We start from the raw sequence: 25,399 nt of genomic DNA, 5'->3' as shown, positions 1-25,399 counted from the left end.
AATAATCCGGTTCCTGTTTAAATCTTTTTAAATTTTGCATATGCAGTTTGGTTAATGATGATACCTTTGCACAGCTTCAATGTGTTGAAGATGTCATCATTACTTAACAATTAATATAAACAAAGAATAATCATATAATGGCTGTTGACGTATTATTGGGCCTTCAATGGGGCGACGAAGGTAAGGGAAAAATTGTGGACGTTTTAAGTGCCGATTACGACCTGATAGCCCGTTTTCAAGGCGGGCCAAATGCAGGGCACACTCTGGAATTTGACGGAAAGAAGTTTGTACTGAATACCATCCCTTCGGGTATATTTTTTAACAACACTCAAAACTTAATTGGAAACGGTGTTGTGATTGATCCGATCACGCTAAAACGTGAAATTGACAAGTTGAAGGATGCCGGTCATGATTTGCTGGCTAAAAACAACTTGATGATTGCCAAAAAGGCGCACCTGATATTGCCAACCCACCAGTTGCTGGATGCTGCATCCGAAAAGAAAATGGGCGAAGGCAAAATTGGTTCAACCCTAAAAGGCATAGGCCCAACCTATATGGATAAAACCGGCCGCAATGGTTTACGCATTGGCGATATTTTATTGCCCGATTTTAAAGAGCGCTACCAAAAGCTAACCGATAAACATACCTCAATGCTGCAAGCTTTATACGGTGAGGTTGCCGATTTTAGCGAACGTGAAGCTTTGTTTTTTGAAGCCGTTGAGTTAATTAAAAAATTCCCGCTGGTTGATTCGGAACATTTGGTTAACGGTTATATTAAGCAAGGTAAAAAGGTATTAGCCGAAGGCGCCCAGGGCACCATGCTTGATATTGATTTTGGCTCATACCCTTTTGTAACATCATCAAACACAACTACTGCCGGTGCTTGTACCGGTTTAGGTATTGCCCCGCAACAAATTGGCGAGGTAATAGGTATTTTTAAGGCTTATTGCACACGTGTTGGCGGCGGCCCCTTCCCTACCGAACTGGATAACGAGGTTGGCGAAGAATTGCGCCGTATAGGCCACGAGTTTGGGGCAACAACAGGCCGCCCGCGCCGCACTGGCTGGATAGATTTGCCTGCACTAAAATATGCCATTATGCTTAACGGCGTTACCCAAATGGTAATGACAAAGGCCGATGTTTTGAGCGGTTTTGATAAAATATATGCCTGCACGCACTACAACTACCAGGGCGAAACTATTGATTACATGCCCTACGATATTTGCACCATACATCCCGAGCCGGTATTTAAGGAAATTGATGGCTGGCACGAAGACATTACCGGCATTACCGAACTGAACCAGATACCCGAAAAGCTGAAGAACTACATTGACTTTTTAGAACAAGAACTGGAAGTGCCAATTCAATATTTATCGGTTGGGCCGGATAGGGTGCAGACTTTGGAATTGCATTAGCCCCACCCAACCCTCCCCAAAGGAGAGGGCTTTAAAAGAATAGTAAAAGGCCGAAATTTCGGCCTTTTTTGATTGTAGCAAATTTAGCAATGACTTTAAAACATCAAACCGATATAAACCTGTTTAAGCAAAAAGCATTGCAATGGGCCAATGGTTTTGATGTTGCAATATGTCTTAATTCCAATAATTTTACTGATAGATACTCCAAATTTGAAATCCTGATAGCGGCTGGTGCAAAGCACGAGTTAAAGTGCGATGAGGGAAGTGCCTTTGAGCAATTAGATGCTTTTCGCGAAAAGCATAAGGACTGGGTTTTGGGTGCTTTAACTTATGATCTGAAAAATGAGATCGAAAATTTGAGTTCGGCTAATACCGATAAAATACTATTCCCTGGCTTGTATTTTTTTGTCCCACAGCATATTATAATTGTGCGGGGGGATGAGATCGAAGTCGTTTCTGACGACCAATACATACTTAATGTAATAAACGGGCAAATAATTAGCTACGATATTGCCGAAATTAACTTAAAGCTGCAATCGCGTTTTAGCCGGGATGAGTATATAGAAACTGTTAAAACTATCCAACAGCATATCATCCGTGGCGATATTTACGAAACAAACTTTTGTCAGGAATTTTATGCCGAAGAGGTGACACTTGAGCCTTTAGCCTTGTTTAACCACCTCAATAAAATTTCGCCAGCGCCTTTTGGCTGCTATTTTAAACTTTACGATAAATATATTATCTCAGCATCGCCCGAAAGATTTTTAGCCAAGCGTAACGATAAACTTATATCGCAACCCATAAAAGGAACGGCCAAACGCAGCAGCAATAAAATTGAAGACGAAGTGCTAAAACAAAGCCTAAAGGAGCACCCCAAAGAGCAGCAGGAAAACGTAATGATAGTTGACTTGGTACGTAACGATTTAACCCGGTCGGCAAAGCCGGGCACCGTTAAGGTTGACGAGCTGTTTGGTATTTACACTTTTAAACAAGTGCATCAAATGATATCAACCGTAGTTTGCCAAAAGGATGAAGCATTGAGCGACGTGCAAGTTATCAAAAACACCTTCCCGATGGGGAGTATGACGGGCGCACCCAAGTTTAGTGCCATGCAACTGATGGAAAATTACGAACGTACCAAACGCGGCCTATATTCGGGCGCGATAGGTTACTTTAGCCCCGATGGGGATTTTGATTTTAATGTGGTAATACGGACGATACTTTATAATTTGGCAAACCAATACCTATCGTTTGAAGTTGGCAGCGCGATAACGCATAATGCGGATGCTGAATATGAGTATGAGGAATGTTTGTTGAAGGCAAAAGCTATTTTGCAGGTACTGGGTCAGCACTAACCTTACCCGCAACCCGAACCGCTACATCCGACCCATCGGCAAAAAAAGCCGAATAAGGTTTAACGCTTAGATAAGGTAAGAAGGCTTCGCCGTATAGTTCCGCAATATCGGCATCAAAAACGGCACTCTTAACCTCATTTATTTGCCACGAAACATGCTCTACCGCGTACTCCAACGTATCACCATTGCGCAGTTTGTTATAGCCCCAATAATGCTCAAATATAAACTCTTCGGCACTACCGGGTTTAATTGGCAATTTGATATTGTTGATAACCGCGCCCAGTTTATTCCATTTGCCTTTTAATTTCCACTCGTAATTATATTCAGTGTGTTCAATATCAACCGTGTTAATGCTGTGGCGCATTGGTAAAGCACGGTAAGGCTCGTTATACAATGTGTTGGCAATAACGCTTATTACTGGTTTAGGCACCAGCTCGCTAATAAATACAGCTCCGCGCTTCCACTCCTTGCCATCAAAATATTTAACGTAAAAACGCAGGTTAACTTCTTCAAAGTTAATATGGAATGGCCACTTAACGCCTAAAACGCGGGTGTTTTTAAATAAAAACCCAACCATACTTACTAAAGCTTTACCTTCCCAAAGGTCGAGCACGGTGGCTGAGGGCAAATAGGGCTTTAGTATTTCGGGGTTAACCTCATAATTGAGCATTAACAGGCTTTTCCATTGCGCCGTAAGGAATTTAATTTTCGCCATAATAACTGATTAGTGTATGCCCCGAGTCCGAATGATTTGAGCCTTAATTTTAAGAGATGTAGTGTCTGTTAATCGTGTGATGACGGATAGTCTTTAGCCACAAGTCTTAAGTTCTAAGTCAAAAAATAATCAAATCTAACTTTCGACTCATGACTTAATACTATTAACTTAACAGTAGTTTACTTTAGGTTGCCTTACGCTTAAACAAATTAACTTTCGATTCTTTCCCTTTTAGCAAACGTTCTATGTTTTTTTGATGGGTAACCATAATGAGCACGCAAATACACATCCCATAAATGATAACCGAAGTTTTATAAGTGGGAAAGATAAACGTTACCCCAATTAAATAGGTAAAGCTTGCCACGATAGAACTTAACGACACGTATTTTGTAATTAACAACACGGCAATAAACACGCAAACACAAAGCAGCGATGCTTGCAAGTGAACCGCCAAAACCATCCCGAATAAGGTTGCAACACCCTTACCACCCCTAAACCCTGCAAAAACAGGGAACAGGTGGCCCATAACAGCCGTTATGCCCAGTGCTAACTGATAATTAACAAAAGCGTTAGAGTGTACCGCCCCGGTTGTTGATATGCCTATAAAATAAGCCAGGTTGGTAGCCGTCCACCCTTTTAAAATATCAATTAGCATTACGGGTACGCCGGCTTTTTTGCCTAATACCCTAAAAGTATTGGTTGCGCCGGCATTACCGCTACCGTACTCGCGTACGTCAACATTATAAAAAGCTTGCCCAATCCATACAGCCGTGGGTATTGATCCAAATAAGTAGGCCAGTATGAGCGCTGAAATCGAGTATATTGAAATCATCTCACTACAATGATACTAATTGCGGGTGTACTATTCATATTATTTTTATTCATTAACAGCTTTCAAACTCAAATCCAAACTTTTAACCGAATGCGTTAAGGCTCCTATCGAAATATAATTTACACCACACTCGGCATAAGCACGCACATTATCAATAGTTATACCGCCCGAAGCTTCTGTTTCAAACTGGTCGCCAATAATTTCAACTGCCTTCTTTAAATCTGTTGTCGAAAAATTGTCGAGCATAATACGCAGCACGCCACCGGTTTTTATGGCTTCGTTAAGTTCGTCAAAATTTCTTACTTCAATTTCAATATCCAGGCATTTGTTGTTTGTTAACAAATATTGCTTCGCATTGTTGATGGCATTGCTAATTCCACCCGAATAATCAACGTGGTTATCTTTAATCAACACCATATCATACAAGCCAAACCTGTGGTTAACGCCACCACCAATTTTAACTGCAAGTTTTTCAAAATACCTAAAGCCCGGCGTTGTTTTGCGGGTATCCAGTATTTTGGTACCGGTGCCTTTTATAAGCTCAACAATGCTATGAGTTTGCGTTGCTATGGCCGACATCCGTTGCATTATATTAAGTACCAGCCGCTCGGCTTTTAAAATACTGTGTACGCTACCGGTTACATTTAAGGCAACATCGCCTTTTTTAATGGCTGCCCCATCGTGTAAAAAAACGTCAACCATAAGGTTGCTATCTACCACATCAAATACCTGGAGGGCTATATCAACACCGGCTAAAATACCGTTTTCTTTAACCAATAGTTTTGCTTTACCCTGGGTACCGGCCGGTATAGTGGCTAATGAGGTATGGTCGCCGTCGCCAACGTCTTCATTTAGGTAGTCGGCAATAAATTTGCGGATTGCAGGTATATCCAATTTAGTTTATTTAGAGGCTCAAAAGTAAAAAAATACTTTCAAGCTATTTTATTTTTTCGGCCTCAATGTGTAACTCGTTGATTTGGAAGGTGCCGTTATTATTTCGTAAGGATATTGATGTTCTATAACTGCCGCTTTTGCCGCTGAGGGTAAAAACAGCAAACTTTAAATCAGCGTTGGAGTTTACCTGATGTACCAGCTTTACCGTAAAAGGCTGATTTTTGCCAAAAAAATTATTCAGCATGGTTTCGGCCTGGTCTTTGGCGTAAATATCGCTCACGTCTAAAATAGCAAGGTCAATACTTGGTGCAAAAGTTTTATATAATTCCGTCCAGTTGCTTTGTTTTAGTAAAAGCATGGTGCGGTCAACCGGATCAGCAGACTTGGGCTGGACTATTACCGATGAAAATACAAACAAAAAGCAAAATAATTTCATTAGAATATAATATCAGGTTGAAAATTGCCGCAGTGGCAATAAAATTAGTTGACAAATTAACGGCTGTTAAACTTATTTAAATATACAAAAATTAACAAATCAATTATATTTGCGGCGTGGAAAATTCAAATAAAAAAGTTGCCTTAATTATCCTGGATGGATGGGGTTATGGCCGAAACGATAAATCGAATGCTATTTTAGCAGCTAAAACTCCGTACTTTGATTCGTTACTGGAGCATTATCCACACTCAAAGCTTCAGGCTTCGGGTACATCGGTAGGTTTACCTGCCGGGCAAATGGGCAACAGCGAAGTTGGCCACATGAACCTTGGCGCGGGCCGCGTGGTTTACCAGGAACTTGGCCGCATACACAAGGCCGTTGAAGAGCAGGAGTTTGACGAGAACCCGGTTGTTAAGCAAGCCTTTAATTACGCTAAAGAAAACAACAAGGACGTTCACTTTATTGGTTTAGTATCCGATGGTGGCGTACACTCACATATTAAACATTTAAAGGGTTTATGCGATGTTGCAGGCAGGTATCAGTTACCGCACGTTTACATCCACGCGTTTTTAGATGGCCGCGATACCGACCCCAATGGTGGTATCAAATACATTACCGACCTGGAAAACCACATTCAAAACACCAATGTTAAACTGGCATCGGCCATTGGCAGGTATTATGCCATGGATAGGGATAACCGCTGGGAACGTGTTAGAAAAGCTTATGATGTGATGGTGAACGGCGAAGGTGCTGCTACACATGATATTTTAAAATCGATAGCACAATCATACGCCGATGGGGTTAGCGACGAATTTATATTACCGATAGTAAAAACCGATGACGAAGGTAAACCAATTGCCGTTATTAAAAACGGCGATGTGGTGATATGCTTTAATTTCCGTACCGACCGTGGCCGCGAAATTACCCAGGCACTTACGCAAAAACCGTTCCCGGAGCAAAACATGCATCCGCTTGATTTGCATTATATTACCATGACCACCTACGACGAAACCTTTAAAAAGGTACAGGTGATTTTTACTAAAGACGACCTTACACATACCCTGGGCGAAACTTTGCAGAACGCCGGCAAAACCCAGATACGTATTGCCGAAACAGAAAAATATCCGCACGTAACTTTCTTCTTTTCTGGTGGCCGCGAAAAGGAATTTGATAACGAAAAACGTTTATTAATACCATCGCCAAAAGTTGCCACTTATGATTTGCAACCCGAAATGAGTGCCGAAGGCATACGCGATGCCATTTTGCCGGAACTGAAAAGCCGCTGGGCCGATTTTATTTGCCTAAACTTTGCCAATACCGATATGGTTGGCCATACAGGTGTTTTTGAAGCCGTTGTTAAAGCTGCCGAAACTGTTGATGCCTGTACCAAAGAAGTTGTTGAAACAGGTATTGCAAACGGTTATTCGTTTATTATTATTGCCGACCACGGTAATGCCGAGTTTATGATAAACGATGATGGCACTCCAAACACTGCACATACTACCAACCTTGTACCCTGCATTTTAATTGATAAAGATTATAAAGAGGTTAAAGACGGTAAACTTGGCGATATTGCCCCTACTGTTTTAAAACTATTGGGCGTACCTATCCCCAAAGAAATGAGCGAAAATGTATTGGTGTAAACAAAAACCAATTTTTGCAATTAGTTTTTGCCTGCTGTTTTTTGTAGCCTGCAGGCCCGATGAGCAACAAACCACGCCTCAGTACTTCGGCCTTGAACCATATTTCAAGGCCGAAGCCGAGAGGCTCAATAAGCTGCATCCTACCATTAATAAATCGGTTATTTATAATAGCCACGCCGAAACAAAACTGGTAGCCATTAAAAACTGGAAGCAGGAACTGGGCTTATTCATCGAGTCGGACATTAATAAACCGGCTTGGCGAAATGATTATAAGGTTACCGTTAAGGCCGATTCGGTATTTTACAACGCCATTGATACCAATTTACGCACGCGCAGTATTGTTATTGTAAACCGGGCACACAAAATAAAATTAATTGCCATAACTAATTTCACCAAAAATTCACTCTATCAAACTACTGATAATTTAAGCTATTATCCCGATTCGGTTTACCGGATAGAGAAACGCCAATCGGTTAAAATACTTGGGGCAAATAATTACCAAATAACCGGGAGGTTTAAATAAAATTAAATTTTTTAATTGTGCACCGCCGCCGTGGCAACGGTTAGTTGTTGTTTTGACATATCAAGCTGTGTGCTGATATCTTTGCGGTCGGGGTTGTCGGCCAGTACTTTTTCCAAATCGGTAACCGAGGCCTTTAATGAATTTAAGCCGCGGGTACGGTCGTAAAATTTATTGGCTTTCTGCAATTTAAAAGCTGCATATTCCCTGTAAAAAATACCCCTGTTTTGGTAAAACTTAATATCGTTGGGGTTTATGTTGATGGCTTTACTGAGGTCTAAAATAGCACCCAGCAAGTTTTTTTCTTTATCAGCAGCCGAGGTTTGCACATCGCGCGCGTAATAGCTTTTAGCCATAGCGCGGTAATAGTAAGCAGAGCAATCAGTTGGTTTTATTTCGATAACCTTGCAGTAAGTAGCAATTGCTTTTTTATAGTTTTCGCTGTGGTAGTACGAATAGCCCAGCATCCACAACGCATTGGCATTGGTAGAATCAACCACACAAGCTTTTTCAAGGTGTGATACAGCTTGCTTAAAGTCGCCGTCCATCAACGCTTGCTGCCCAAGTTTCACGTATGCATTTTGTGCCTGTACAACTTCAACAGAAGCAACAATTAGGAAAGACAGTATAACTGAAAGTTTCATTAGAAACGAAAATACATTTTGAGATTAATATTATAAACTACAATTGTAACATTTTATTATACAAACACCATAAATAATTAATTACAATTTAATTGCACCTTTGTGAAAAGCTTGGCATAGCTCTTGAAACATAAGGCAACTAAGCATTGATTAATTAAAAACTGCTTATATTAACCTGTTTTTGTAAAACAGGCTGACAACTTGACGTTATTTACATTTATAAAGGACACTCCATGAGTTTTGATCCATTTGATTTTAAGAATACCTTACCAATTATAAACGAAGATTCTGAGTTTTTCCCCCTCATGTCCAGTGAAGATGAGGAAGAAATGAATAATGAGCAACTGCCCGAGGTACTGCCAATATTGCCGTTGCGTAATACAGTTTTATTTCCGGGTGTTGTAATACCTATTACCGTTGGCCGCGATAAATCAATTAAACTGATACGCGATGCCAACAAAGGCGACCGCATGATTGGGGTAGTTGCGCAACAAGATGTGGGTATTGAAGACCCCACTTTTAGTCAGCTTAACCAGGTTGGTACTATAGCACTAATAATAAAAATGCTGCAAATGCCCGATGGTAACACCACCGTAATTTTGCAAGGCAAAAAACGCTTTATGCTGAATGAAGAAATACAGAGCGAGCCGTATATAAAGGCCACCGTTCAACCTTTCCAGGAAGCAAAATCAAAAGAAGATAAAGAGTTTAAGGCTACCATATCATCAATAAAAGATATGGCCATGAGCATTGTTCAGCTTTCGCCAAACATACCAAGCGAGGCCGGCATTGCTATCCGCAATATTGAAAGCACAACGTTTTTAATCAACTTCATATCGTCAAATATGAATGCTGATATGGGTGCCAAGCAAAAATTGTTGGAGATAAATAACGTGCGCGACCGCGCCCGCGTAATTTTGGAGCACCTTACCGTTGAAATACAAATGCTGGAACTAAAAAACCAGATACAAAGTAAGGTACGCACCGATTTGGATAAGCAACAACGCGATTATTTTTTAAACCAGCAATTAAAAACCATTCAGGAAGAATTGGGCGGTAACTCTCCCGATCTGGAAATTGAGGATCTGCGTAAGCGGGCAACCAAAAAGAAATGGGCAAAAGAGGTTGGCGACCATTTTAAAAAAGAACTCGAAAAACTGGCCCGTACCAATCCTGCGGCGGCAGATTATTCGGTACAGATCAATTATCTTGAATTACTGCTCGACCTCCCCTGGAACGAGTTTACCAAAGATAACTTTGATTTAAAACGCGCCCAAAAAGTATTAGATAAAGACCATTTTGGCCTTGATAAGGTTAAACAACGCATTATAGAATACCTTGCGGTATTAAAGTTAAAGCATGATATGAAGGCACCAATATTATGTTTGGTTGGCCCTCCGGGTGTTGGTAAAACATCGTTAGGTAAATCTATCGCCAAAGCTTTGGGGCGCAAATATGTGCGTATGGCGTTGGGCGGCATCCGCGATGAAGCTGAGATACGCGGCCACCGTAAAACTTACATCGGCGCTATGCCGGGCCGTATTATATCGTCGCTTAAAAAGGCGGGCGCTGCAAACCCGGTATTCATTTTAGATGAGATAGACAAAGTTGGTAACGATTTCCGCGGCGACCCATCGTCGGCATTGTTAGAAGTGCTTGATCCTGAGCAAAACAGCACTTTTTACGATCATTATGTAGAGATGGATTTCGACCTATCCAACGTAATGTTTATCGCTACAGCAAACTCGTTAAGCAACATTCAGCCGGCCTTGCTTGATAGGATGGAGATTATTGAAGTTAACGGCTATACCATTGAAGAAAAAATTGAAATAGCCAAACAACACTTGGTACCCAAACAACGCGAAGCGCACGGCTTAAAGCTGAAAGACGTTACCTTGAAAAACAATGTACTGGAAAAGGTTGTGGAAGAGTACACGCGCGAATCGGGCGTGAGGGCGTTAGAGAAAAAAATTGGCTCGTTAGTACGTGGCATTGCCAAAAACATTGCCATGGAAGAAGCTTATAACCCAACCGTGAGCAAAGATGATGTTGAGCGGATATTAGGGGCTCCTATTTTTGATAAAGATCAGTACGAAAACAATGAAGTTGCCGGCGTAGTAACCGGCCTGGCCTGGACACAGGTTGGCGGCGATATTTTATTTATTGAAGCAAGCCTAAGCCCCGGCAGAGGAAAACTAACCTTAACAGGTAGCTTGGGCGATGTAATGAAGGAATCGGCAGTTATTGCTTTGGCTTATTTAAGGGCACATGCTAGCTACTTTAAAATTGACCCTAAGTTATTTGAGCAATGGGATGTGCATGTACACGTACCGGCAGGCGCTACACCTAAAGACGGGCCTTCGGCTGGTATTACTATGCTTACGGCCTTAACTTCGGCATTTACGCAACGCAAAGTAAAATCGCACCTGGCCATGACCGGCGAAATTACCTTACGCGGGAAGGTTTTACCCGTAGGTGGTATTAAAGAAAAAATACTGGCTGCTAAACGTGCAAATATTAAAGAGATTATACTGTGCAAAGCAAACGAAAAAGACATTTTAGAGATCAAAGAAGATTACATTAAAGACCTCCAGTTTTACTACGTAAGAGAAATGCGCGAGGTGATTGACATGGCCCTGCTAAAACAACAGGTGAAAGACCCTTTAGATTTAACCGTAAAAGAAGATTTGAAGCCGGTTTTAAATTAACACCGTTTTATCATTTTTTTTTTCAAAAACCATACAAAAGCCGGATAATTAACCGGCTTTTGTACTTTTGTACACCAATTATAATGATGAAATTTATACTTTTCCTGGTTATATCTCCTTTTGTGCTGTTAAGCACAACTTTTGCACAAAGCAACTTTTATAAAAATGAGGTTGGCATCCAAAGCGATAATGATGGCTTTTTGGCGCAACGATCCGACAGGTATTATACGGCGGGTAACTTTGGCTACTTTCGCCATGCGCTAAAAGTTGCCGATAGCTCATCATTGCAAAATAAGGTACTGGGTTTTGAACTAGGGCAAAAAATTTATACCCCTCAAACCGGAGCCATCCCGGCAGCCATATTTGTCGACAGGCCTTTTGCCGGCTATCTTTATATTGGCACAAACTTAAATTTGCTTTACAAAAACGAAAGTAACCTTAAACTACAGGTACGTGCTGGCATTATTGGCCCCAACGCTTATGCCGAGCAAATACAAAATTTAATACACAACACATTCGGCTTTTACCACCCTACGGGTTGGGAGTACCAAATACAAAATGCTGTTCAGTTAAATTTGGCCGCCGAATACAACCGCCTTTTAACCCGTGGCACCAGTGCCGACCTTTTGTTTAACAGTTACCTTAATGCAGGCACAGGCATAACGGGCGCAGGGCTTGGGTTTACGGCCCGTTTAGGTAGGTTTAATCAGCTTTTTAATTCTATCAGCACAACAAGCACAGTAACCCAAAACACCAACATAAAACCTTTACACAACAGCGAATTATTTTTTTATTATAAACCAATGCTTAACCTGGTAGCTTATGATGCAACCATACAAGGCGGCCTGTTTGAAAAAACGCATGGCGACGAAGAGGTAACACTAACACCTAACCCCGTAGTATTTAGCCAGCAGGTTGGCGGTTCGTTTGTAAAAAAACATTGGGTGTTTGACCTTTCGGTGATATTTGAAACACGGGAAGATAAAGAGATGGTGGAAAAACATTCGGGCCACCAGTGGGGGTCAGTAAGTGGCATGTACCGTTTTTGACCGTTGATTTTTTTATTGATTGGTTTGATTTCGCTGATTACGTTTATTTTAAGCGGTAAGGGCTCTTTTACTTTGGTTTATTTTGACCGTTGATTTTTTATTGATTGGTTTGATTTCGCTGATTGGTTACTGATAATAACCAATTATGAGCTTCAATCATTAAAGTCTCTTTTACCTCGGTTTATCTTCTTCAATGCTGCGCGCCTTTTATCGTCTAACCGGGCAAGTTTTGAGGCTTTTGAAGGCTTGCTGGCTTTGCGCTTTTTGGGCTGATGCAGGGCCTTTACTAATATATCCACCAGTTTATCCAGGGCTATTTCTTTGTTAAGGTATTGGCTGCGTTCCTCGTCGCAAACTACTTGCAAAAAGCCATCCTTGTTTAAGCGCGATTGTAGGCGGGTGTTGAGTAATAGCTTTTCATCATCGTTAAAAAGCTGCGAATCGGCAATGGAGAACAGCAATTCTACCTTGCTCGAAACCTTGTTTACATTTTGGCCGCCCTTACCTCCACTGCGCGAAGTTTTATAATGAACGTTAGTTTGCAGGTCGGTTTTAGTGAAAGTCATCTCAAAAATTGTAAATTTGTTTCCTGTATGAGTAAAAACATTGTTGTTGCCATTGACGGATATTCAAGTTGCGGAAAAAGCACTTTAGCTAAAGCATTAGCCAAAAAACTTCACTTTATTTATATTGATAGCGGTGCAATGTACCGTGCAGTTACTTTGTATTTTTTGCGCAATGATATTGATTTAAAAGATGAAAGCCAAATAACCACAGCTTTGCAGGCTATACACCTTAACTTTCACTCGCGCGATTACGAAACCCATATTATGCTTAACGACGAAGAAGTATCTGACGAGATACGCCAGATGCATGTGGCCGATAAGGTGAGTGCAGTAGCCGCCATTCACGCCGTTCGTGTTGAAATGGTAAAACAGCAGCAACGCATGGCCAAATCAAAAAACATTGTAATGGATGGCCGCGACATAGGCACCGTGGTTTTCCCCGATGCCCAACTCAAACTATTTATGACTGCCGACCCACTCGTTCGCGCCCAGCGCCGCTTTAAAGAACTCACAGCCAAAAACCCCGGCTTAAGTTTAGAAGACGTTTTTGATAACCTTGCCCACCGCGATTACCAGGATACTACCCGCGCCGAAAGCCCACTAACCCGCGCCCATGATGCTATCATTTTAGATAATACCGATCTGACACCTGAGGAGCAACTGACTTTTGCCGTGAAACGGTTGGAGCCTTTTTTGTCGGCCTGATTAACTTATAGTCATGTTATGAAAACCACGGCATTTATAATATGCTTACTAACAACCTGCTTTGCAATCCACGCGCAGCAAAAGATAGTTAAATATTATCCAAGTGGTAAGGTTAAATATGAAGGTTTTGTAAAAGATGGTGTTTTAGATAGCACCTATATCGAATATTACGAAAACGGTAATAAATGGATGGAGGGTACCTATAAAAAACAGTACTACAAAACAAGTTCAGTTTATATTATTAAAAGCACTTGTGGTTTTCGAGCAGATACCAGCAAACCATCTGCTGGAATTATGAATGGTTTGTGGAAGTGGTATGACAAGAACGGCAAACTTAGTGAAACTGCAAACTATTTTGGCAACATTCAAGTAGGTCAATATCTTTCATACGACACTACCGGCAAAATCGAGGAAAACAAATTTTATAACGCGGGTAACCTGATACAAAGACAGGAATACAATAATGGAATTTTAGAGTCGTTTTTGATGCGCACTTACATCACCATTAAAGACAAGGATGGGTCGGCCGGTCTTATTTATGCCGATGTTGTTCACGAATATTACAAAACCGGCGAATTAAAATGCGTTAAACACCTTAATAACCATAACGACTTAGATGGCTCTTACATAGAATATTGGCCCAACGGCTTTTTCAAATATGTAGGCGAATATAAGGTTAACAGAAAAGATGGCATGTTTCATGATTACTATGAAAACGGCAACTTTAAATTTGAAGGCGTGTTCAAAAATGATTATGCAGAAGGCAAGCATTACTATTGCAACGAGCAGGGCAAGATCATCAAAATAGAAACCTGGAAACACGATAAGCTAATTGCTACCGAACTAAAAACGGGTAACGAACCTACTCCGCATCATAAATAACAACCTTATCAAAAAACACCCTGAACTCATCTAAAAATGCTTTGTGTAAGGGATGTACCTGGTAAACATCGTGCTCGGCTAAATCTTCAAAAAACAAGATCAAACTAAAGGTATATGTAGTATCTACAACAGACCGCTCAATAGGTGCAGGTGTGCCAATGTGAATATTTTTAACAGTTTCTACGCCTTTTAAAGTTTCTAAGCTGCTGCGGAATGCTGCTTTTTGTTCGTCGGTGGTATCGGCTTTAAGCCAAAATAATACGTGGTGTGCTATCATTCGGCAAATATAGTAGTCTTGAGCCAGAAGTCTTGAGCCTTGAGTCAAAAGTTAGATTATGGTCTTTTTCAGACATTCTTTTTTGACTTAGAACTTAAGACTTGGGGCTAAAGACCATTAACATGACAGTAGTTATTACTCGCCAAGCAAACCGTGATTATCTTTCAGGTCGACACCGGTTAGCTTCCTTTTCAGTGCTTCGTTAATCAGGTAAAATATTTTATCTGCCGCTGCTGCGGGAGCCAGTCCGTCGGGCCGGATGTTAGAGATGCAATTTCGGCTCTCATCGGTTAGTCCATGCTGAGGTTTGTAGGTTAGGTAAGCACCCATGCTATCCGGCGAACTCAGGCCGGGGCGCTCCCCTATCAATATCAACGATAGGTTGGTGTTAAACGCAAAGCCAATCTCGTCGGCTATGGCTACACGGCCTTGCTCAACCAGGCTTATGGGGGCAAGTTTAAGCCCTGCACCAGTTAATTTGGGTACAAGGTATTGTAGTAGCTCAACCGCAAACTGGTTAACCGCCATAGCCGATAAGCCATCGGCAATAACTATTGCTACATCTGTTTCAAGACCGTTGTAAGTGGTTAGCTCTTCAATCGATTCATCATTAAGCGTGCGGCCATAATCGGGCCGTGTTAAATACTTAGCGCGGCTTGCTGCCCTGCTATGCAGCGTAAATACAGGCAACTTAAATTGCTGAATATTTTTTGCAATTCCCTCCACATCTAAAGTAGAATATACGGCATCGCGGGCGTGGGCATGAGCCAGTTTAAAATCGAGCAGTTCGCTCAAGGGGATGCTGTTCCCGGTACGGCCAATGGCAATTCGCGCAGCGGTAAACTCGCGTAACGAAAACCACATATCGTCGTTACCTGCTCTGTCCGGTTTTTCTATTTCAGCCATGACGAACTATTGTGAAGCAAATTTTTTAACGAAGTGTGCTGATGCAGCAATCCGTCTTTATCAAAAATACCCTGGCCAATAAGCCAATCTTCAAACTCGGGTGCTGGCCTTAAACCCAATACCTTGCGCAGGTACAAAGCATCGTGAAACGAGGTTGACTGGTAATTAAGCATAATATCATCCGACCCGGGAATGCCCATTACAAAATTGCAACCCGCAACACCTAATAAGGTGAGCAGGTTATCCATATCATCCTGGTCGGCCTCGGCGTGGTTGGTATAACACACATCAACACCCATAGGCAGGCCCATCAGTTTACCACAAAAATGATCTTCGAGCGCGGCGCGGATAATTTGCTTACCATCGTACAAATATTCGGGGCCAATAAAACCAACAACGGTATTTACCAATAGCGGGTTAAATTTACGGGCCACGGCATAAGCGCGCGTTTCGCAGGTTTGCTGGTCGGCCCCGTGATGTGCATTCGCGGAAAGCGAACTACCTTGTCCGGTTTCAAAATACATTACATTATGGCCAACTGTTCCCCTTTGCAGGGATAAAGTTGCCTGGTAAGCCTCCTCAATCAGCGACAAGCTAATGCCAAAACTGGTATTGGTTTTTTCGGTACCGCCAATAGATTGAAAAGTAAGATCAACCGGCGCACCCTGATTAATAATTTGCAAAGTAGTAGTAAGGTGGCACAACACGCATGATTGTGTTGGGATACTAAACTGCTGCCTTAACGTATCAATTAAATTAAGCAGCCTTATAACCGCGCTGGGGCTATCGGTAGCCGGGTTAATGCCTATTACGGCATCACCACTGCCATACAGCAAACCGTCTATCATACTGGCTGCAATGCCCTTAACATCATCGGTAGGGTGATTTGGTTGCAGGCGGGTTGAAAAATGCCCGTGCAAACCTATAGTATTGCGAAATCTGGTAACCACCTCGCACTTTTTGGCAACAGCAATTAAATCCTGATTGCGCATTAGCTTAGATACGGCGGCGGCCATTTCGGGCGTAATGCCTGGCGCAAGGCTATGTAAAACCTGGGTAGTAGTTTCTTCGGCCAAAAGCCAATCGCGCAATTGGCCCACTGTTAAATGGCTTATCGGGGTAAACGAAGGTAAACTGTGGGTATCTATGATGAGCCGCGTAACTTCGTCGGTTTCGTAGGGAATAATAACCTCATTTAAAAAAACTTTGAGCGGTACATCGGCCAACGTAATCTGGGCCGCAACCCGCTCCTCATAGCTATCAGCATTCACTCCCGCCAGTGCATCGCCGGAGCGATATGGCGATGCTTTTGCTAATAAGGTTTTAAGGTTTTGAAACTTATAAACCCTATTTTTTATGGTGTGCTGATAAGCCATAGTTAATCAGTCCTCCGTTAATAATTCGGACTTTTGCAATAGGTGTTCGCCGGTTATTTTTACCTTGTGCTTACCCATCACTACGAATATAGCTACTACAACAAGCATACCGGCAAAAAACACTAAACTTAGTATTGGGTTATTAACAACTATTGCATACATGCACACCAAAGTTATTATTAATGCAATTGCCGGGAAAACCGGATAAAACGGTGCCTTAAAGGGTCGTTCAAGCAGGGGTTCTTTAACCCGTAAAACAAACAGGCTTACCATACTCATCACATACATTACAATAGCACCTAAGGCCGATATGATGATAATTTGATCGGTTTTACAGTAGTACAGGGCTACGCTGCCAATAATAGTACCAGCAATAATGGCCCAATGTGGTGTTTTAAATTTGGGGCTAACTACTGCCAAAAACCCGGGCAAATACCCGCTACGCGCCATTGCAAATACCTGCCTGGAGTAAGCCAATATTGTACCGTGGAAAGATGCTATTAAGCCGAACAGACCAATGCCCGCAAAAATTTTGGTTAGTCCGTTTGTTTTGCCCAATACGGTGCCTATTGCTTCGGGTAGAGGATAATCAATATTGCTAAGTTTATGCCAGTTGGTAATGCCTCCCGTTAATATCATAATGCCGAAGGCCAGTAAAACCAATGTGGCTATGCCCGATATGTAGCCTTTCGGGATGTCTTTTTTAGGATCTTTAACCTCTTCGGCAACCATAGCAACACCCTCGATGGCTAAATAAAACCATATTGCAAAAGGTAACGCTGCAAATATGCCATTCCAACCGAAGGGCATACCATCGTGAACGAAGTTTTCTGTTTTAAATGATGGTGCTATGATGCCCATAAAGAGCAATAATTCGGCTACGGCTAAAATTGATATGATTAACGAAAATATAGCCGATTCTTTAACTCCCGCAATATTGATGCACATAAACAGCACATAGAAAACCATTGCCGATGGCAATATACCAACCGATGGATATAAAAAATGCATATAACTACCCAAACCAGAGGCTATAGCAGGAGTAACAAATATAAAATCGACCAGGGTAGCGTAGCCTGCAATAAGCCCCGCTATTGGCCCCATAGCGCGGTATGCATAGGCAAAAGCACCACCGGCGTGGGGTATAGATGTAGTTAGCTCGGTATAACTAAACACAAAGGTAACGTACATGAGCGTGATAATAACGGTGGCTATTAAAAAGCCAATGGTACCGGCTACTCCCCAGCCGTAGTTCCAACCAAAATATTCGCCGGATATGACCAGGCCAACCGCTATGGCCCACAAATGCACAGGGCGTAAAACCTTTTTTAATTGTTGTGCTTGCTTGGCAACCATTTGCTGCGTCCTTTTTTTTTGATATGGGTTAAGATACTGAAAAGGGTGAAGAAAACAAAACCGGATCAGAATTTACAGGGTTAGAGAATTAACAGGATGGTTGTTTGAAAAGAAATTTTATGAATTTGAATAGACCAAAATCGCTAGTTGTCTGAAACCGGAATTTATAGAATTTAAGAATTACCAGAATGCGCCAAATTTTAAGAATTATGGTAACTTATAATCATCATAATTTCGGTGTGGACAATAATTCTGCTAATTCCTAAATTCTATAAATTCCGGTTCAGACAATTCTGTTAATCCTCTAATCCTGAAAATTCTGATTCTAACTTCACGGTGGGTACTCCAAAGCGATTAAGAAACTCAACGCCTTCGTCAAACGGTAACCCTTTATAGGCAGCGTATGATTTTTGGAAGTAAACCTGTTTGATACCTGCCGAATAAATTAGCCGCGCACAAGCCAGGCATGGAGATAAGGTGGTATATAAAGTAGCACCTTCTAAACGGGCCCCGTTTTTTACGGCGAACAATATGGCATTTTCCTCAGCGTGCAGGGCAAGCGAGCAACTGCCTTTGGCATCGCGGGCGCAACCTGTTTCGGCCCATTCCTCGTCGCAATTATGCGTGCCGGATGGCGGCCCGTTATAACCGATGGAAATAATGCGGGTGTCTTTAGCTAAAACAGCCCCAACCTGGGCCTTAACGCAATGTGAGCGTTGTGCCAGGTCGAGGGCTAAATTCATAAATATACTATTGAAACTGGGTCTCATGCATTGGGATTAATGACCGCCTTTAAGGGCAACGCTATCAAAATCAATACCCTGAGCCTTAAGCGCGCTTTTAGCTTTTATAGCATAAAATGCCAAATAAACAAAGCAGCCTACACCTACAAGGTACGACCATTGTATACCTAAACGACCCGGATCACCAAGGTAACCTTGCAATAAGCTAATGAAACCGCCACCCATAATCATCATAATAAGGAAACTTGAGCCTTCGTTGGTATGTTTGCCTAAGCCGGTTACCGCCAGGGTATAAATACATGGCCACAAAGTTGAACAGAACAAGCCCACACTGATGAATGCAAATACGCTGACCATTCCGCTTGATAACATACCAATAAATAAAGCGGTGATAGCGCAGCCAGAGAAAATTAACAACTGGCGTGCGGGGTTACCTTTACTTAGGTAATCGGCTATAATTAATACAACAATTACAAATGCGTAAATATAAAAAGGGGTAACATCATGCTGGGCTATCCGGTTAACGGCTAAAAACACAGCAAATGCGATATAAGGAGTAACAACACCTAATATTTTTTTAGCACTTGCAGATAGGTTAAAGGCACCTACTGAGGCTGTCCAGCGGCCTATCATTAAGCTTGCCCAATATAGGGATATAAAAGGTGCTATATTGGCAGTTGGGGTATTTAACTTCTCTTTCATAAATGCAGGTAAGTTACTTGCGGTTGATACTTCTACACCTACATACACAAATATCGCTATCATACCCAAAGCCAATTGGGTATAGCTTAAAGCACTTTTTCTTTCTTTAGCTAAACTTACTGTTGTCGATTCGTTTTCCGACTCTACTACGTCGTCTGTTACAGAGTGGATTTTATCGGGTACTGATGAAAACTTGAATACTACCGCTACTATTAAAAACAATGCTCCTAATATTAAGTAGGGAAATTTTACCGCGCTGATACTTGCTTGTTGCGTATTGGCTGATACCGAACCAAAAATGGCTAAACTTACCAGCAATGGGCCTATTGTTGTACCAAAGTTATTTACACCACCGGTTAAACTTAAACGCTGCGCACCCGTTTTAGGGTCGCCCAAGGCAACAACTAAGGCGTTGGCTGCTATTTGTTGTAATGAGAAGCCTAGGCCTACCACAAACAAGCCGGTTATCATTAAATAAAAGGAAGCTGTTTCGGCTGCCGGGTAAAACAATAAGGTTCCTAATGCCGAAAGAATTAAACCTGCCGCAATACCGTTTTTATAACCGTATTTATTTAATATATCGCCGCCACCTGCTTTGGATACAAAAAAGTAAATAATTGAACCTACGGTATAGGCTACGTAAAATGCAAACGAGATCATTTGTGATTGCCATTGCTCAAGGTTTAGTTTTTCTTTAAAAACGGGAATCAAAATATCGTTGCTTGCTGCAACAAAGCCCCAAAAGAAAAAAACTGTTACCAGGGTTAGCAAGGCACCTCCGTAATTTTTAGAATTATTTTGCTCCATGAATTTAATGTTGTGTAGGTTTGTGTGCTTTATAGGCTATAAACATAAATTTATTTTTTAATAAAATCTAACTTTAAATTTAAATCCTTTAATGCAATTTTTCGTTGTAGTTTGATATAAAGTTGCATATTCGCATTACTTGATTTACAAAAGGCTATAAATTAATGATAGAAGCCATTATTGCAGGAATTGGAGCCGGGCTGGTTTTGGCTTTATTAACCGGGCCCGTTTTTTTTGCTTTGATAAAAACCAGTATCGAAAAAGGTTTCCACGCAGGCGTAGCTATGGCCTTAGGTGTGGTAACCAGCGATGTAGTTTTTGTGGGTGCAATTTTGTTTGGTTCGCAGTTTTTCGATTTCACTATCGACCCGCGCATATTAGGTTATGTAGGTAGTGGTATTTTGGTTACCATTGGCCTGTACTACATTTTTAAAAAGGCCGACATCAAGTACAAAAACAGTCCAAAAAAAATAAAGCGCGCGGGCTTCTTCTTCAAAGGTTTTTTGATGTGCATTTTTAACCCTTCGCTCCTATTCCATTGGATAACCGTTATTGGTGCTGCCAGCACCTTATTTCACCGGGGCGTACCGGGCAGCGTTGGCAAAACAGCGGTTATGTTTTTAACCATATTGATAGTACAGTTTGGCTTAGATGTAACAAAAGCCTTTTATGCTAACAAACTCAGAGATCGCATTTCCGAAAAAATGGTACACCGCCTTAACCAGGTAGCCGGCCTCGCGCTAATCATAGCCGCATTTGTTATTATAGACAGGCTTATTACCCACTTTATCTTTTCGCCGCAGTAGTGGGAAAGGATAAAGCTAAAAGGTAGAAAGGATAAAGGTTTGCACATCATTTGTAAGCAAACACCTAATACCCTTTCACCTTTCTACCTCCCACCTTTATCCTTTCACCTTCAATTACATATAAGCTCTCTGGTTCTTTCCTTCCATCCAGTTTACATAGGCACGGTTAACTACTTTGTTACCGCCTGGGGTTGGATAATCGCCGCTGAAGTACCAATCGCCTAAATGGTCGGGGCAGGCTACATGCAGGTTATCCAGGGTTTGGTAAATTACTTTTATCTCGGCAACGGTATCTTTAGGTGTAATTATTTTAGCTATCCTGTCGGATATTTGCTGATCGGTAAAGGGCGCGTAAATAGCCTTTACGTAATTTTGTACTTCTTCTTTCGGCAGCTTAGAGCTTTCTTTACATAACTGATAAACATCGGCTATTATTTGGTATTGGCCGCTTTCTTTAAGCAAGCTAACAGCAGCCTCAAAGGCCACAAACTCGCCCATGCGACTCATATCAATACCGTAACAATCCGGGTAGCGTATTTGCGGAGCAGATGATACTACAATGATTTGTTTGGGTTTTAACCTGTCGAGTATTTTAAGGATGCTTTGTTTAAGCGTAGTGCCGCGCACAATAGAATCGTCTAAGGCCACCAGCGTATCTACTCCATTTTTTACAATGCCATAGGTAGTATCGTAAACGTGTGCCACCATTTCGCTACGATCGGCATCCTGGGTAATAAATGTGCGCAGCTTAACATCTTTAATGGCAATCTTTTCCACACGTGGAGCCATCGCCAAAACTTCAGTTAGCTCTTCGTCGGTTATTTTATCTTCGCGGTTTAGCAGTATTTCGCGCTGGCGCTGTTTAATATGTTTGTGCATACCCTCAACCAAACCATAAAATGCTACTTCGGCTGTGTTAGGGATATACGAAAATACAGTATTCTTGATGTCATTATCAATGGCATTTAGTATTTGCGGGCATAACAACCTGCCTAATTGCTTACGCTCGCGGTAAATAGAGGCATCGCTTCCGCGCGAAAAATAAATACGCTCAAACGAGCATGCCTTCTTTTCTTTCGGTTCGCTAAACATTTCCTCGCTTATCTTGCCATCTTTTTTAATGATGAGCGCATAGCCGGGTCTTACTTCGCGAATATCGTCGATATGGATATTGAAAGCTGTTTGAATAGCAGGGCGTTCCGAAGCGGCAACAACAATTTCATCATTATAGTAATAAAATGCGGGGCGTATACCGGCGGGGTCGCGCATTACAAATGCATCACCATGTCCAAATATACCCGATATGGTATAGCCACCATCCCAGTTCTTGGCCGATTTTTTTAATATCTTTGCTACGTCAAGGTCCTTTGCTATCAGCTTGGTTATCTCCACGTTATCGTCCAAACCTTCGCGTTTGTATTGGTCAAATAATCCCTGTACTTCGCTATCCAAAAAATGACCTATTTTTTCGAGTACCGTTACGGTGTCGGCCTGTTCTTTAGGATGCTGGCCGAGTTCGTACAATTGCTGTAAAAGCTCGTCAACATTAGTCATGTTAAAGTTACCCGCAATTACCAGGTTACGTGTCATCCAGTTATTTTGGCGCAGAAAAGGGTGGCAGTTCTCCACACTATTTTTACCATGTGTGCCATAGCGCAAATGGCCCAAAAGTACTTCGCCGGTAAAGCTTACGTTACTTTTGAGCCATTCGGTATCAGCCATTTTTTCGGGCTGTTCCTTCTGTATCTCTGCAAATTTTTTCTGGATATATTCAAATATATCTGCCACGGCATTTGTGGCTAACGATCGGTGCCTGCTAATGTAGCGTTGCCCGGGAGCAATGTCCAGTTTTATGGTTGCAACCCCTGCGCCGTCCTGGCCGCGGTTATGCTGCTTCTCCATCAGGAGGTAGAGCTTATTTAAACCATAAAGTGCCGTACCGTACTTTTTTTGGTAGAATGACAGCGGCTTTAGTAATCTGATAAATGCTATTCCGCATTCATGTTTTATCGATTCGCTCATGGTATCTAATAAGCGCGCAAAGATACGGTTTTATATGAAAGTTAGAAAAGCTTTGCCGGAATTTGGATGTTTTGTGGAGAGATGACGGTACAGTGAAAAAAACAACCTGTATCTGTTGTGGAGAGATATGCTATCTTTACTACAAGTACTACTTTACCCGCAAGCTAATGAATAAAACAATAATACTCGGAATCTTAACTATTTTACTCGGTATAGGAATGCTTATTTTTGTAGCAACCATGTTTAGCTATCAAGGTTCTGAACTTAATCCACTTGTGAGTAAACTTGGTATGTATTCTTTTTTATTTTGGTTGCCTATTATCTTGCTCGGTATTGGCATAACATTGTTTGGCATATTAAAAAAAAGTAATGTGCTATAAATTCGTAATTGGATAGTTACATTAGCTTTAGACGTTGCCTTCGGCCCGCGCTATCCGTTACAAGTCCTCGCCGCTGATAGAAGCGGCTCCGGGCTCTCCACTACTATCGCTAACGCAAAACCATAGCGCATTGTTAAATACCTAACTCTGCAAAATACCTAACAATTGCGGAAATACCCCTACCGACAATACAAACGCACTGATGATGCAGATAAAAATCAGCAGGTATTGATGGGTAGCCAATTGGTCTTCCACGTGATGCTCGTTTTTTTTGAGGAAGAGGTACAGGGGTATCTTAATATAATAAAACAGAGATACAACAGTGGTAGCAGCACCTGTTATCATCAAGGCTAAAAGCCAAACGTTATGGCTTTGCTGGTAAACCTGGTAAACCGATGAAAACACCATCAGCTTTCCGTTAAACCCCACCGACACAGGCAAGCCAGCCAACGACACCAGGATGATAACAAAACAAACCGAAGGTAATGGATAACGAAGACCCACTCCTTTATAACTATCCAGATCGTGAGCACCAATTTTATTTACGTAGTGCGTTGTAAGCATAAGCGCACCTATGTTTGCTATGGCGTAAACAGTTAGGTAAAACAACAACGAAGAAATGCCCTGTGCCGAAAAAGTGGCAAGTGCCATCAATGCGAACCCTGTATGCCCTATGCTTGAATATGCCAGTAACCTTTTTATGTTGGTTTGCCATATGGCAGCCAGGTTACCAACTATCATAGTAACAATTCCTGCTATGGATAAGAACAAGCGAAAATCAAAGGCCGCCCATTTTGCGGAGAAGAAGATGAAAGGGGTAAGGAAATTGCAAAAGAGTGCAAAGCCTGCAATTTTGGGCAAAGTTGATAAATACGCCGTAACGGGTGTGGCCGCACCCTGGTAAACATCGGGCACCCAAAAATGCATGGGCACAAACGATAGTTTAAAACCTATACCTACCATAACCAACGTTATAGCCAAGCCGACTGCGGTAGGGTTGGCGGCGCTTAATCCGTTAATGAACATGGCGCTAAAAAGATCGAGCGAACCGCTGAAACCGTAAAGCAATGATATGCCATAAAGCATAATTGCAGATGATACTGCGCCAAACAAAACATATTTAAGGCCTGCCTCGGTACTTATTGAGGTATCCGACCGGTAGGCTACCATGAGGTATGATGCTATGGACACCATCTCGATAGAAATGTAGATACTGAGCAGGTTTACCGCCATTACCATTAAATGCAGGCCCAAAACCGATGCTATGATAATGGAATACAAATCGTTAAGGCCTTTAAAATGAGCTCGAAGGGCCTTATCCCACGGGATATAAAGCAGTATTAAAATGGCTACAACATCAATAACCAGCTTAAAAAGAATAGCTGTGTGATGCAGCATCAGCATACCATCAAAAATAAACACGGTTGATTGTTTGGCACTTACAAGTAATACAAACTGCCAAAGACACTGGTATATTACAACCAGTAAACCTGCCACGCTAAGGGCACGGCAAAGCCAGGTTGATGTTTTGCCCGAAAACAGATCGGTTACCAATACCAGGATGAAAAGTGCGCCCAGGCATAGTTCGGGCATAAAATAGGGTAAGCCTGCACGGATGTTGCTTAACTGTTGCGGTATATAGGGTAACAAATCGTGCATT

At 41.8% G+C, this 25,399-nt stretch carries 24 protein-coding genes; 10 read left to right on the top strand and 14 right to left on the bottom strand.

Annotated features, from left to right (window positions below; genetic code table 11):
* Positions 1 to 137 precede the first annotated feature (137 nt).
* On the top strand, positions 138 to 1,415 hold the full coding sequence (locus tag BDD43_RS13570; protein WP_121198181.1) for an adenylosuccinate synthase: 1,278 nt from the start codon (positions 138 to 140) through the stop codon (positions 1,413 to 1,415).
* Positions 1,416 to 1,504: 89 nt separating this feature from the next.
* Positions 1,505 to 2,770, top strand: a complete 1,266-nt coding sequence (locus BDD43_RS13565; RefSeq protein WP_121198180.1) for an anthranilate synthase component I family protein — start codon at positions 1,505 to 1,507, stop codon at positions 2,768 to 2,770.
* On the opposite strand, the gene BDD43_RS13560 is transcribed toward BDD43_RS13565, so the two are convergent.
* The 4 genes from BDD43_RS13560 to BDD43_RS13545 all read right to left on the bottom strand — a co-directional run bounded on the left by BDD43_RS13560 (position 2,742) and on the right by BDD43_RS13545 (position 5,647).
* Positions 2,742 to 3,485, bottom strand: coding sequence for a YqjF family protein (locus BDD43_RS13560; RefSeq protein ID WP_121198179.1), 744 nt, complete (start codon positions 3,483 to 3,485; stop codon positions 2,742 to 2,744). The genes BDD43_RS13565 and BDD43_RS13560 overlap by 29 nt on opposite strands.
* A gap of 184 nt (positions 3,486 to 3,669) precedes the next feature.
* Positions 3,670 to 4,317, bottom strand: coding sequence for a glycerol-3-phosphate 1-O-acyltransferase PlsY (plsY, locus tag BDD43_RS13555; RefSeq protein WP_121198178.1), 648 nt, complete (start codon positions 4,315 to 4,317; stop codon positions 3,670 to 3,672).
* Positions 4,318 to 4,362: 45 nt separating this feature from the next.
* Complete coding sequence (nadC, locus tag BDD43_RS13550; protein ID WP_121198177.1) at positions 4,363 to 5,211, bottom strand: carboxylating nicotinate-nucleotide diphosphorylase; 849 nt, start codon at positions 5,209 to 5,211, stop codon at positions 4,363 to 4,365.
* A gap of 43 nt (positions 5,212 to 5,254) precedes the next feature.
* Entirely contained in the window at positions 5,255 to 5,647 is a 393-nt protein-coding gene (locus tag BDD43_RS13545) for a DUF4783 domain-containing protein (RefSeq protein ID WP_121198176.1), read from the bottom strand.
* A 116-nt stretch (positions 5,648 to 5,763) separates the two neighbouring features.
* Between BDD43_RS13545 and gpmI the strand changes: the two genes are divergently transcribed.
* Both gpmI and BDD43_RS13535 read left to right on the top strand, forming a co-directional pair.
* Complete coding sequence (gpmI, locus tag BDD43_RS13540) at positions 5,764 to 7,290, top strand: 2,3-bisphosphoglycerate-independent phosphoglycerate mutase (protein WP_121198175.1); 1,527 nt, start codon at positions 5,764 to 5,766, stop codon at positions 7,288 to 7,290.
* Complete coding sequence (locus BDD43_RS13535; protein ID WP_121198174.1) at positions 7,277 to 7,813, top strand: hypothetical protein; 537 nt, start codon at positions 7,277 to 7,279, stop codon at positions 7,811 to 7,813. The genes gpmI and BDD43_RS13535 overlap by 14 nt, the downstream gene beginning before the upstream one ends.
* Before the next feature lie 11 nt (positions 7,814 to 7,824).
* Here the strand turns inward: BDD43_RS13535 and BDD43_RS13530 are convergent, their stop codons facing one another.
* Positions 7,825 to 8,454, bottom strand: coding sequence for a tetratricopeptide repeat protein (locus BDD43_RS13530; RefSeq protein ID WP_121198173.1), 630 nt, complete (start codon positions 8,452 to 8,454; stop codon positions 7,825 to 7,827).
* A 233-nt stretch (positions 8,455 to 8,687) separates the two neighbouring features.
* Between BDD43_RS13530 and lon the strand changes: the two genes are divergently transcribed.
* Together lon and BDD43_RS13520 are read left to right on the top strand one after the other, a co-directional pair.
* Positions 8,688 to 11,162: an endopeptidase La gene (gene lon / locus BDD43_RS13525; RefSeq protein WP_121198172.1), complete on the top strand. Its 2,475-nt coding sequence runs from the start codon at positions 8,688 to 8,690 to the stop codon at positions 11,160 to 11,162.
* A gap of 83 nt (positions 11,163 to 11,245) precedes the next feature.
* Complete coding sequence (locus BDD43_RS13520; protein WP_121198171.1) at positions 11,246 to 12,211, top strand: lipid A deacylase LpxR family protein; 966 nt, start codon at positions 11,246 to 11,248, stop codon at positions 12,209 to 12,211.
* A 152-nt stretch (positions 12,212 to 12,363) separates the two neighbouring features.
* On the opposite strand, the gene arfB is transcribed toward BDD43_RS13520, so the two are convergent.
* Positions 12,364 to 12,777 (bottom strand): alternative ribosome rescue aminoacyl-tRNA hydrolase ArfB, encoded by a 414-nt coding sequence (arfB, locus tag BDD43_RS13515; RefSeq protein ID WP_121198170.1) that lies wholly within the window; start codon positions 12,775 to 12,777, stop codon positions 12,364 to 12,366.
* A 27-nt stretch (positions 12,778 to 12,804) separates the two neighbouring features.
* On the opposite strand from arfB, the gene cmk reads away from it, so the two are divergent.
* Positions 12,805 to 13,482 (top strand): (d)CMP kinase, encoded by a 678-nt coding sequence (gene cmk, locus BDD43_RS13510; protein WP_121198169.1) that lies wholly within the window; start codon positions 12,805 to 12,807, stop codon positions 13,480 to 13,482.
* A gap of 18 nt (positions 13,483 to 13,500) precedes the next feature.
* Entirely contained in the window at positions 13,501 to 14,364 is an 864-nt protein-coding gene (locus tag BDD43_RS13505; protein ID WP_121198168.1) for a toxin-antitoxin system YwqK family antitoxin, read from the top strand.
* Here BDD43_RS13505 and BDD43_RS13500 read toward each other — a convergent pair.
* The 6 genes from BDD43_RS13500 to BDD43_RS13475 form a co-directional block, all read right to left on the bottom strand.
* Positions 14,345 to 14,641, bottom strand: coding sequence for a Dabb family protein (locus BDD43_RS13500; protein ID WP_121198167.1), 297 nt, complete (start codon positions 14,639 to 14,641; stop codon positions 14,345 to 14,347). The two genes, BDD43_RS13505 and BDD43_RS13500, sit on opposite strands and share 20 nt — an antisense overlap.
* 135 nt (positions 14,642 to 14,776) lie before the next feature.
* Entirely contained in the window at positions 14,777 to 15,547 is a 771-nt protein-coding gene (gene eutC / locus BDD43_RS13495) for an ethanolamine ammonia-lyase subunit EutC (protein WP_121198166.1), read from the bottom strand.
* Entirely contained in the window at positions 15,535 to 16,923 is a 1,389-nt protein-coding gene (locus BDD43_RS13490; protein ID WP_121198165.1) for an ethanolamine ammonia-lyase subunit EutB, read from the bottom strand. The genes eutC and BDD43_RS13490 overlap by 13 nt, the downstream gene beginning before the upstream one ends.
* 6 nt (positions 16,924 to 16,929) lie before the next feature.
* Positions 16,930 to 18,279, bottom strand: coding sequence for an ethanolamine permease (eat, locus tag BDD43_RS13485; RefSeq protein ID WP_121198164.1), 1,350 nt, complete (start codon positions 18,277 to 18,279; stop codon positions 16,930 to 16,932).
* A 296-nt stretch (positions 18,280 to 18,575) separates the two neighbouring features.
* Positions 18,576 to 19,022: a deoxycytidylate deaminase gene (locus BDD43_RS13480; protein ID WP_211339675.1), complete on the bottom strand. Its 447-nt coding sequence runs from the start codon at positions 19,020 to 19,022 to the stop codon at positions 18,576 to 18,578.
* Between the two features lie 36 nt (positions 19,023 to 19,058).
* A complete protein-coding gene (locus tag BDD43_RS13475) occupies positions 19,059 to 20,531 on the bottom strand; it encodes an MFS transporter (RefSeq protein WP_121198162.1) in 1,473 nt (490 codons plus the stop codon).
* Between the two features lie 164 nt (positions 20,532 to 20,695).
* Between BDD43_RS13475 and BDD43_RS13470 the strand changes: the two genes are divergently transcribed.
* Positions 20,696 to 21,337, top strand: coding sequence for a LysE family translocator (locus tag BDD43_RS13470; RefSeq protein ID WP_121198161.1), 642 nt, complete (start codon positions 20,696 to 20,698; stop codon positions 21,335 to 21,337).
* Between the two features lie 114 nt (positions 21,338 to 21,451).
* On the opposite strand, the gene BDD43_RS13465 is transcribed toward BDD43_RS13470, so the two are convergent.
* A complete protein-coding gene (locus tag BDD43_RS13465) occupies positions 21,452 to 23,359 on the bottom strand; it encodes a class II glutamine amidotransferase (protein ID WP_121198160.1) in 1,908 nt (635 codons plus the stop codon).
* A 167-nt stretch (positions 23,360 to 23,526) separates the two neighbouring features.
* Between BDD43_RS13465 and BDD43_RS29705 the strand changes: the two genes are divergently transcribed.
* On the top strand, positions 23,527 to 23,739 hold the full coding sequence (locus BDD43_RS29705) for a hypothetical protein (protein ID WP_147425634.1): 213 nt from the start codon (positions 23,527 to 23,529) through the stop codon (positions 23,737 to 23,739).
* 141 nt (positions 23,740 to 23,880) lie between these two features.
* On the opposite strand, the gene BDD43_RS13460 is transcribed toward BDD43_RS29705, so the two are convergent.
* Positions 23,881 to 25,398, bottom strand: a complete 1,518-nt coding sequence (locus BDD43_RS13460) for an NADH-quinone oxidoreductase subunit N (protein WP_121198159.1) — start codon at positions 25,396 to 25,398, stop codon at positions 23,881 to 23,883.
* Position 25,399 lies beyond the last annotated feature (1 nt).

Source organism: Mucilaginibacter gracilis (assembly GCF_003633615.1).
Taxonomy (GTDB): domain Bacteria; phylum Bacteroidota; class Bacteroidia; order Sphingobacteriales; family Sphingobacteriaceae; genus Mucilaginibacter; species Mucilaginibacter gracilis.
Note: the sequence above shows the minus strand (reverse complement) of the source record. Positions and strands in the feature narration are given on the sequence as shown.

Excerpts from the sequence above, each read along its gene's own strand:
- BDD43_RS13560 (WP_121198179.1), bottom strand. The coding sequence starts at position 3,485 with ATGGCGAAAATTAAATTCCTTACGGCGCAATGGAAAAGCCTGTTAATG.
- BDD43_RS13530 (WP_121198173.1), bottom strand. The coding sequence starts at position 8,454 with ATGAAACTTTCAGTTATACTGTCTTTCCTAATTGTTGCTTCTGTTGAA.
- lon (WP_121198172.1), top strand. The coding sequence starts at position 8,688 with ATGAGTTTTGATCCATTTGATTTTAAGAATACCTTACCAATTATAAAC.
- BDD43_RS13465 (WP_121198160.1), bottom strand. The coding sequence starts at position 23,359 with ATGAGCGAATCGATAAAACATGAATGCGGAATAGCATTTATCAGATTA.
- eat (WP_121198164.1), bottom strand. The coding sequence starts at position 18,279 with ATGGTTGCCAAGCAAGCACAACAATTAAAAAAGGTTTTACGCCCTGTG.
- BDD43_RS13475 (WP_121198162.1), bottom strand. The coding sequence starts at position 20,531 with ATGGAGCAAAATAATTCTAAAAATTACGGAGGTGCCTTGCTAACCCTG.
- BDD43_RS13535 (WP_121198174.1), top strand. The coding sequence starts at position 7,277 with ATGTATTGGTGTAAACAAAAACCAATTTTTGCAATTAGTTTTTGCCTG.
- BDD43_RS13520 (WP_121198171.1), top strand. The coding sequence starts at position 11,246 with ATGATGAAATTTATACTTTTCCTGGTTATATCTCCTTTTGTGCTGTTA.
- BDD43_RS13565 (WP_121198180.1), top strand. The coding sequence starts at position 1,505 with ATGACTTTAAAACATCAAACCGATATAAACCTGTTTAAGCAAAAAGCA.
- BDD43_RS13480 (WP_211339675.1), bottom strand. The coding sequence starts at position 19,022 with ATGAATTTAGCCCTCGACCTGGCACAACGCTCACATTGCGTTAAGGCC.
- BDD43_RS29705 (WP_147425634.1), top strand. The coding sequence starts at position 23,527 with ATGAATAAAACAATAATACTCGGAATCTTAACTATTTTACTCGGTATA.
- plsY (WP_121198178.1), bottom strand. The coding sequence starts at position 4,317 with ATGATTTCAATATACTCGATTTCAGCGCTCATACTGGCCTACTTATTT.
- BDD43_RS13470 (WP_121198161.1), top strand. The coding sequence starts at position 20,696 with ATGATAGAAGCCATTATTGCAGGAATTGGAGCCGGGCTGGTTTTGGCT.
- BDD43_RS13545 (WP_121198176.1), bottom strand. The coding sequence starts at position 5,647 with ATGAAATTATTTTGCTTTTTGTTTGTATTTTCATCGGTAATAGTCCAG.
- BDD43_RS13460 (WP_121198159.1), bottom strand. The coding sequence starts at position 25,398 with ATGCACGATTTGTTACCCTATATACCGCAACAGTTAAGCAACATCCGT.
- BDD43_RS13570 (WP_121198181.1), top strand. The coding sequence starts at position 138 with ATGGCTGTTGACGTATTATTGGGCCTTCAATGGGGCGACGAAGGTAAG.
- BDD43_RS13505 (WP_121198168.1), top strand. The coding sequence starts at position 13,501 with ATGAAAACCACGGCATTTATAATATGCTTACTAACAACCTGCTTTGCA.
- BDD43_RS13500 (WP_121198167.1), bottom strand. The coding sequence starts at position 14,641 with ATGATAGCACACCACGTATTATTTTGGCTTAAAGCCGATACCACCGAC.
- eutC (WP_121198166.1), bottom strand. The coding sequence starts at position 15,547 with ATGGCTGAAATAGAAAAACCGGACAGAGCAGGTAACGACGATATGTGG.
- cmk (WP_121198169.1), top strand. The coding sequence starts at position 12,805 with ATGAGTAAAAACATTGTTGTTGCCATTGACGGATATTCAAGTTGCGGA.
- arfB (WP_121198170.1), bottom strand. The coding sequence starts at position 12,777 with ATGACTTTCACTAAAACCGACCTGCAAACTAACGTTCATTATAAAACT.
- BDD43_RS13490 (WP_121198165.1), bottom strand. The coding sequence starts at position 16,923 with ATGGCTTATCAGCACACCATAAAAAATAGGGTTTATAAGTTTCAAAAC.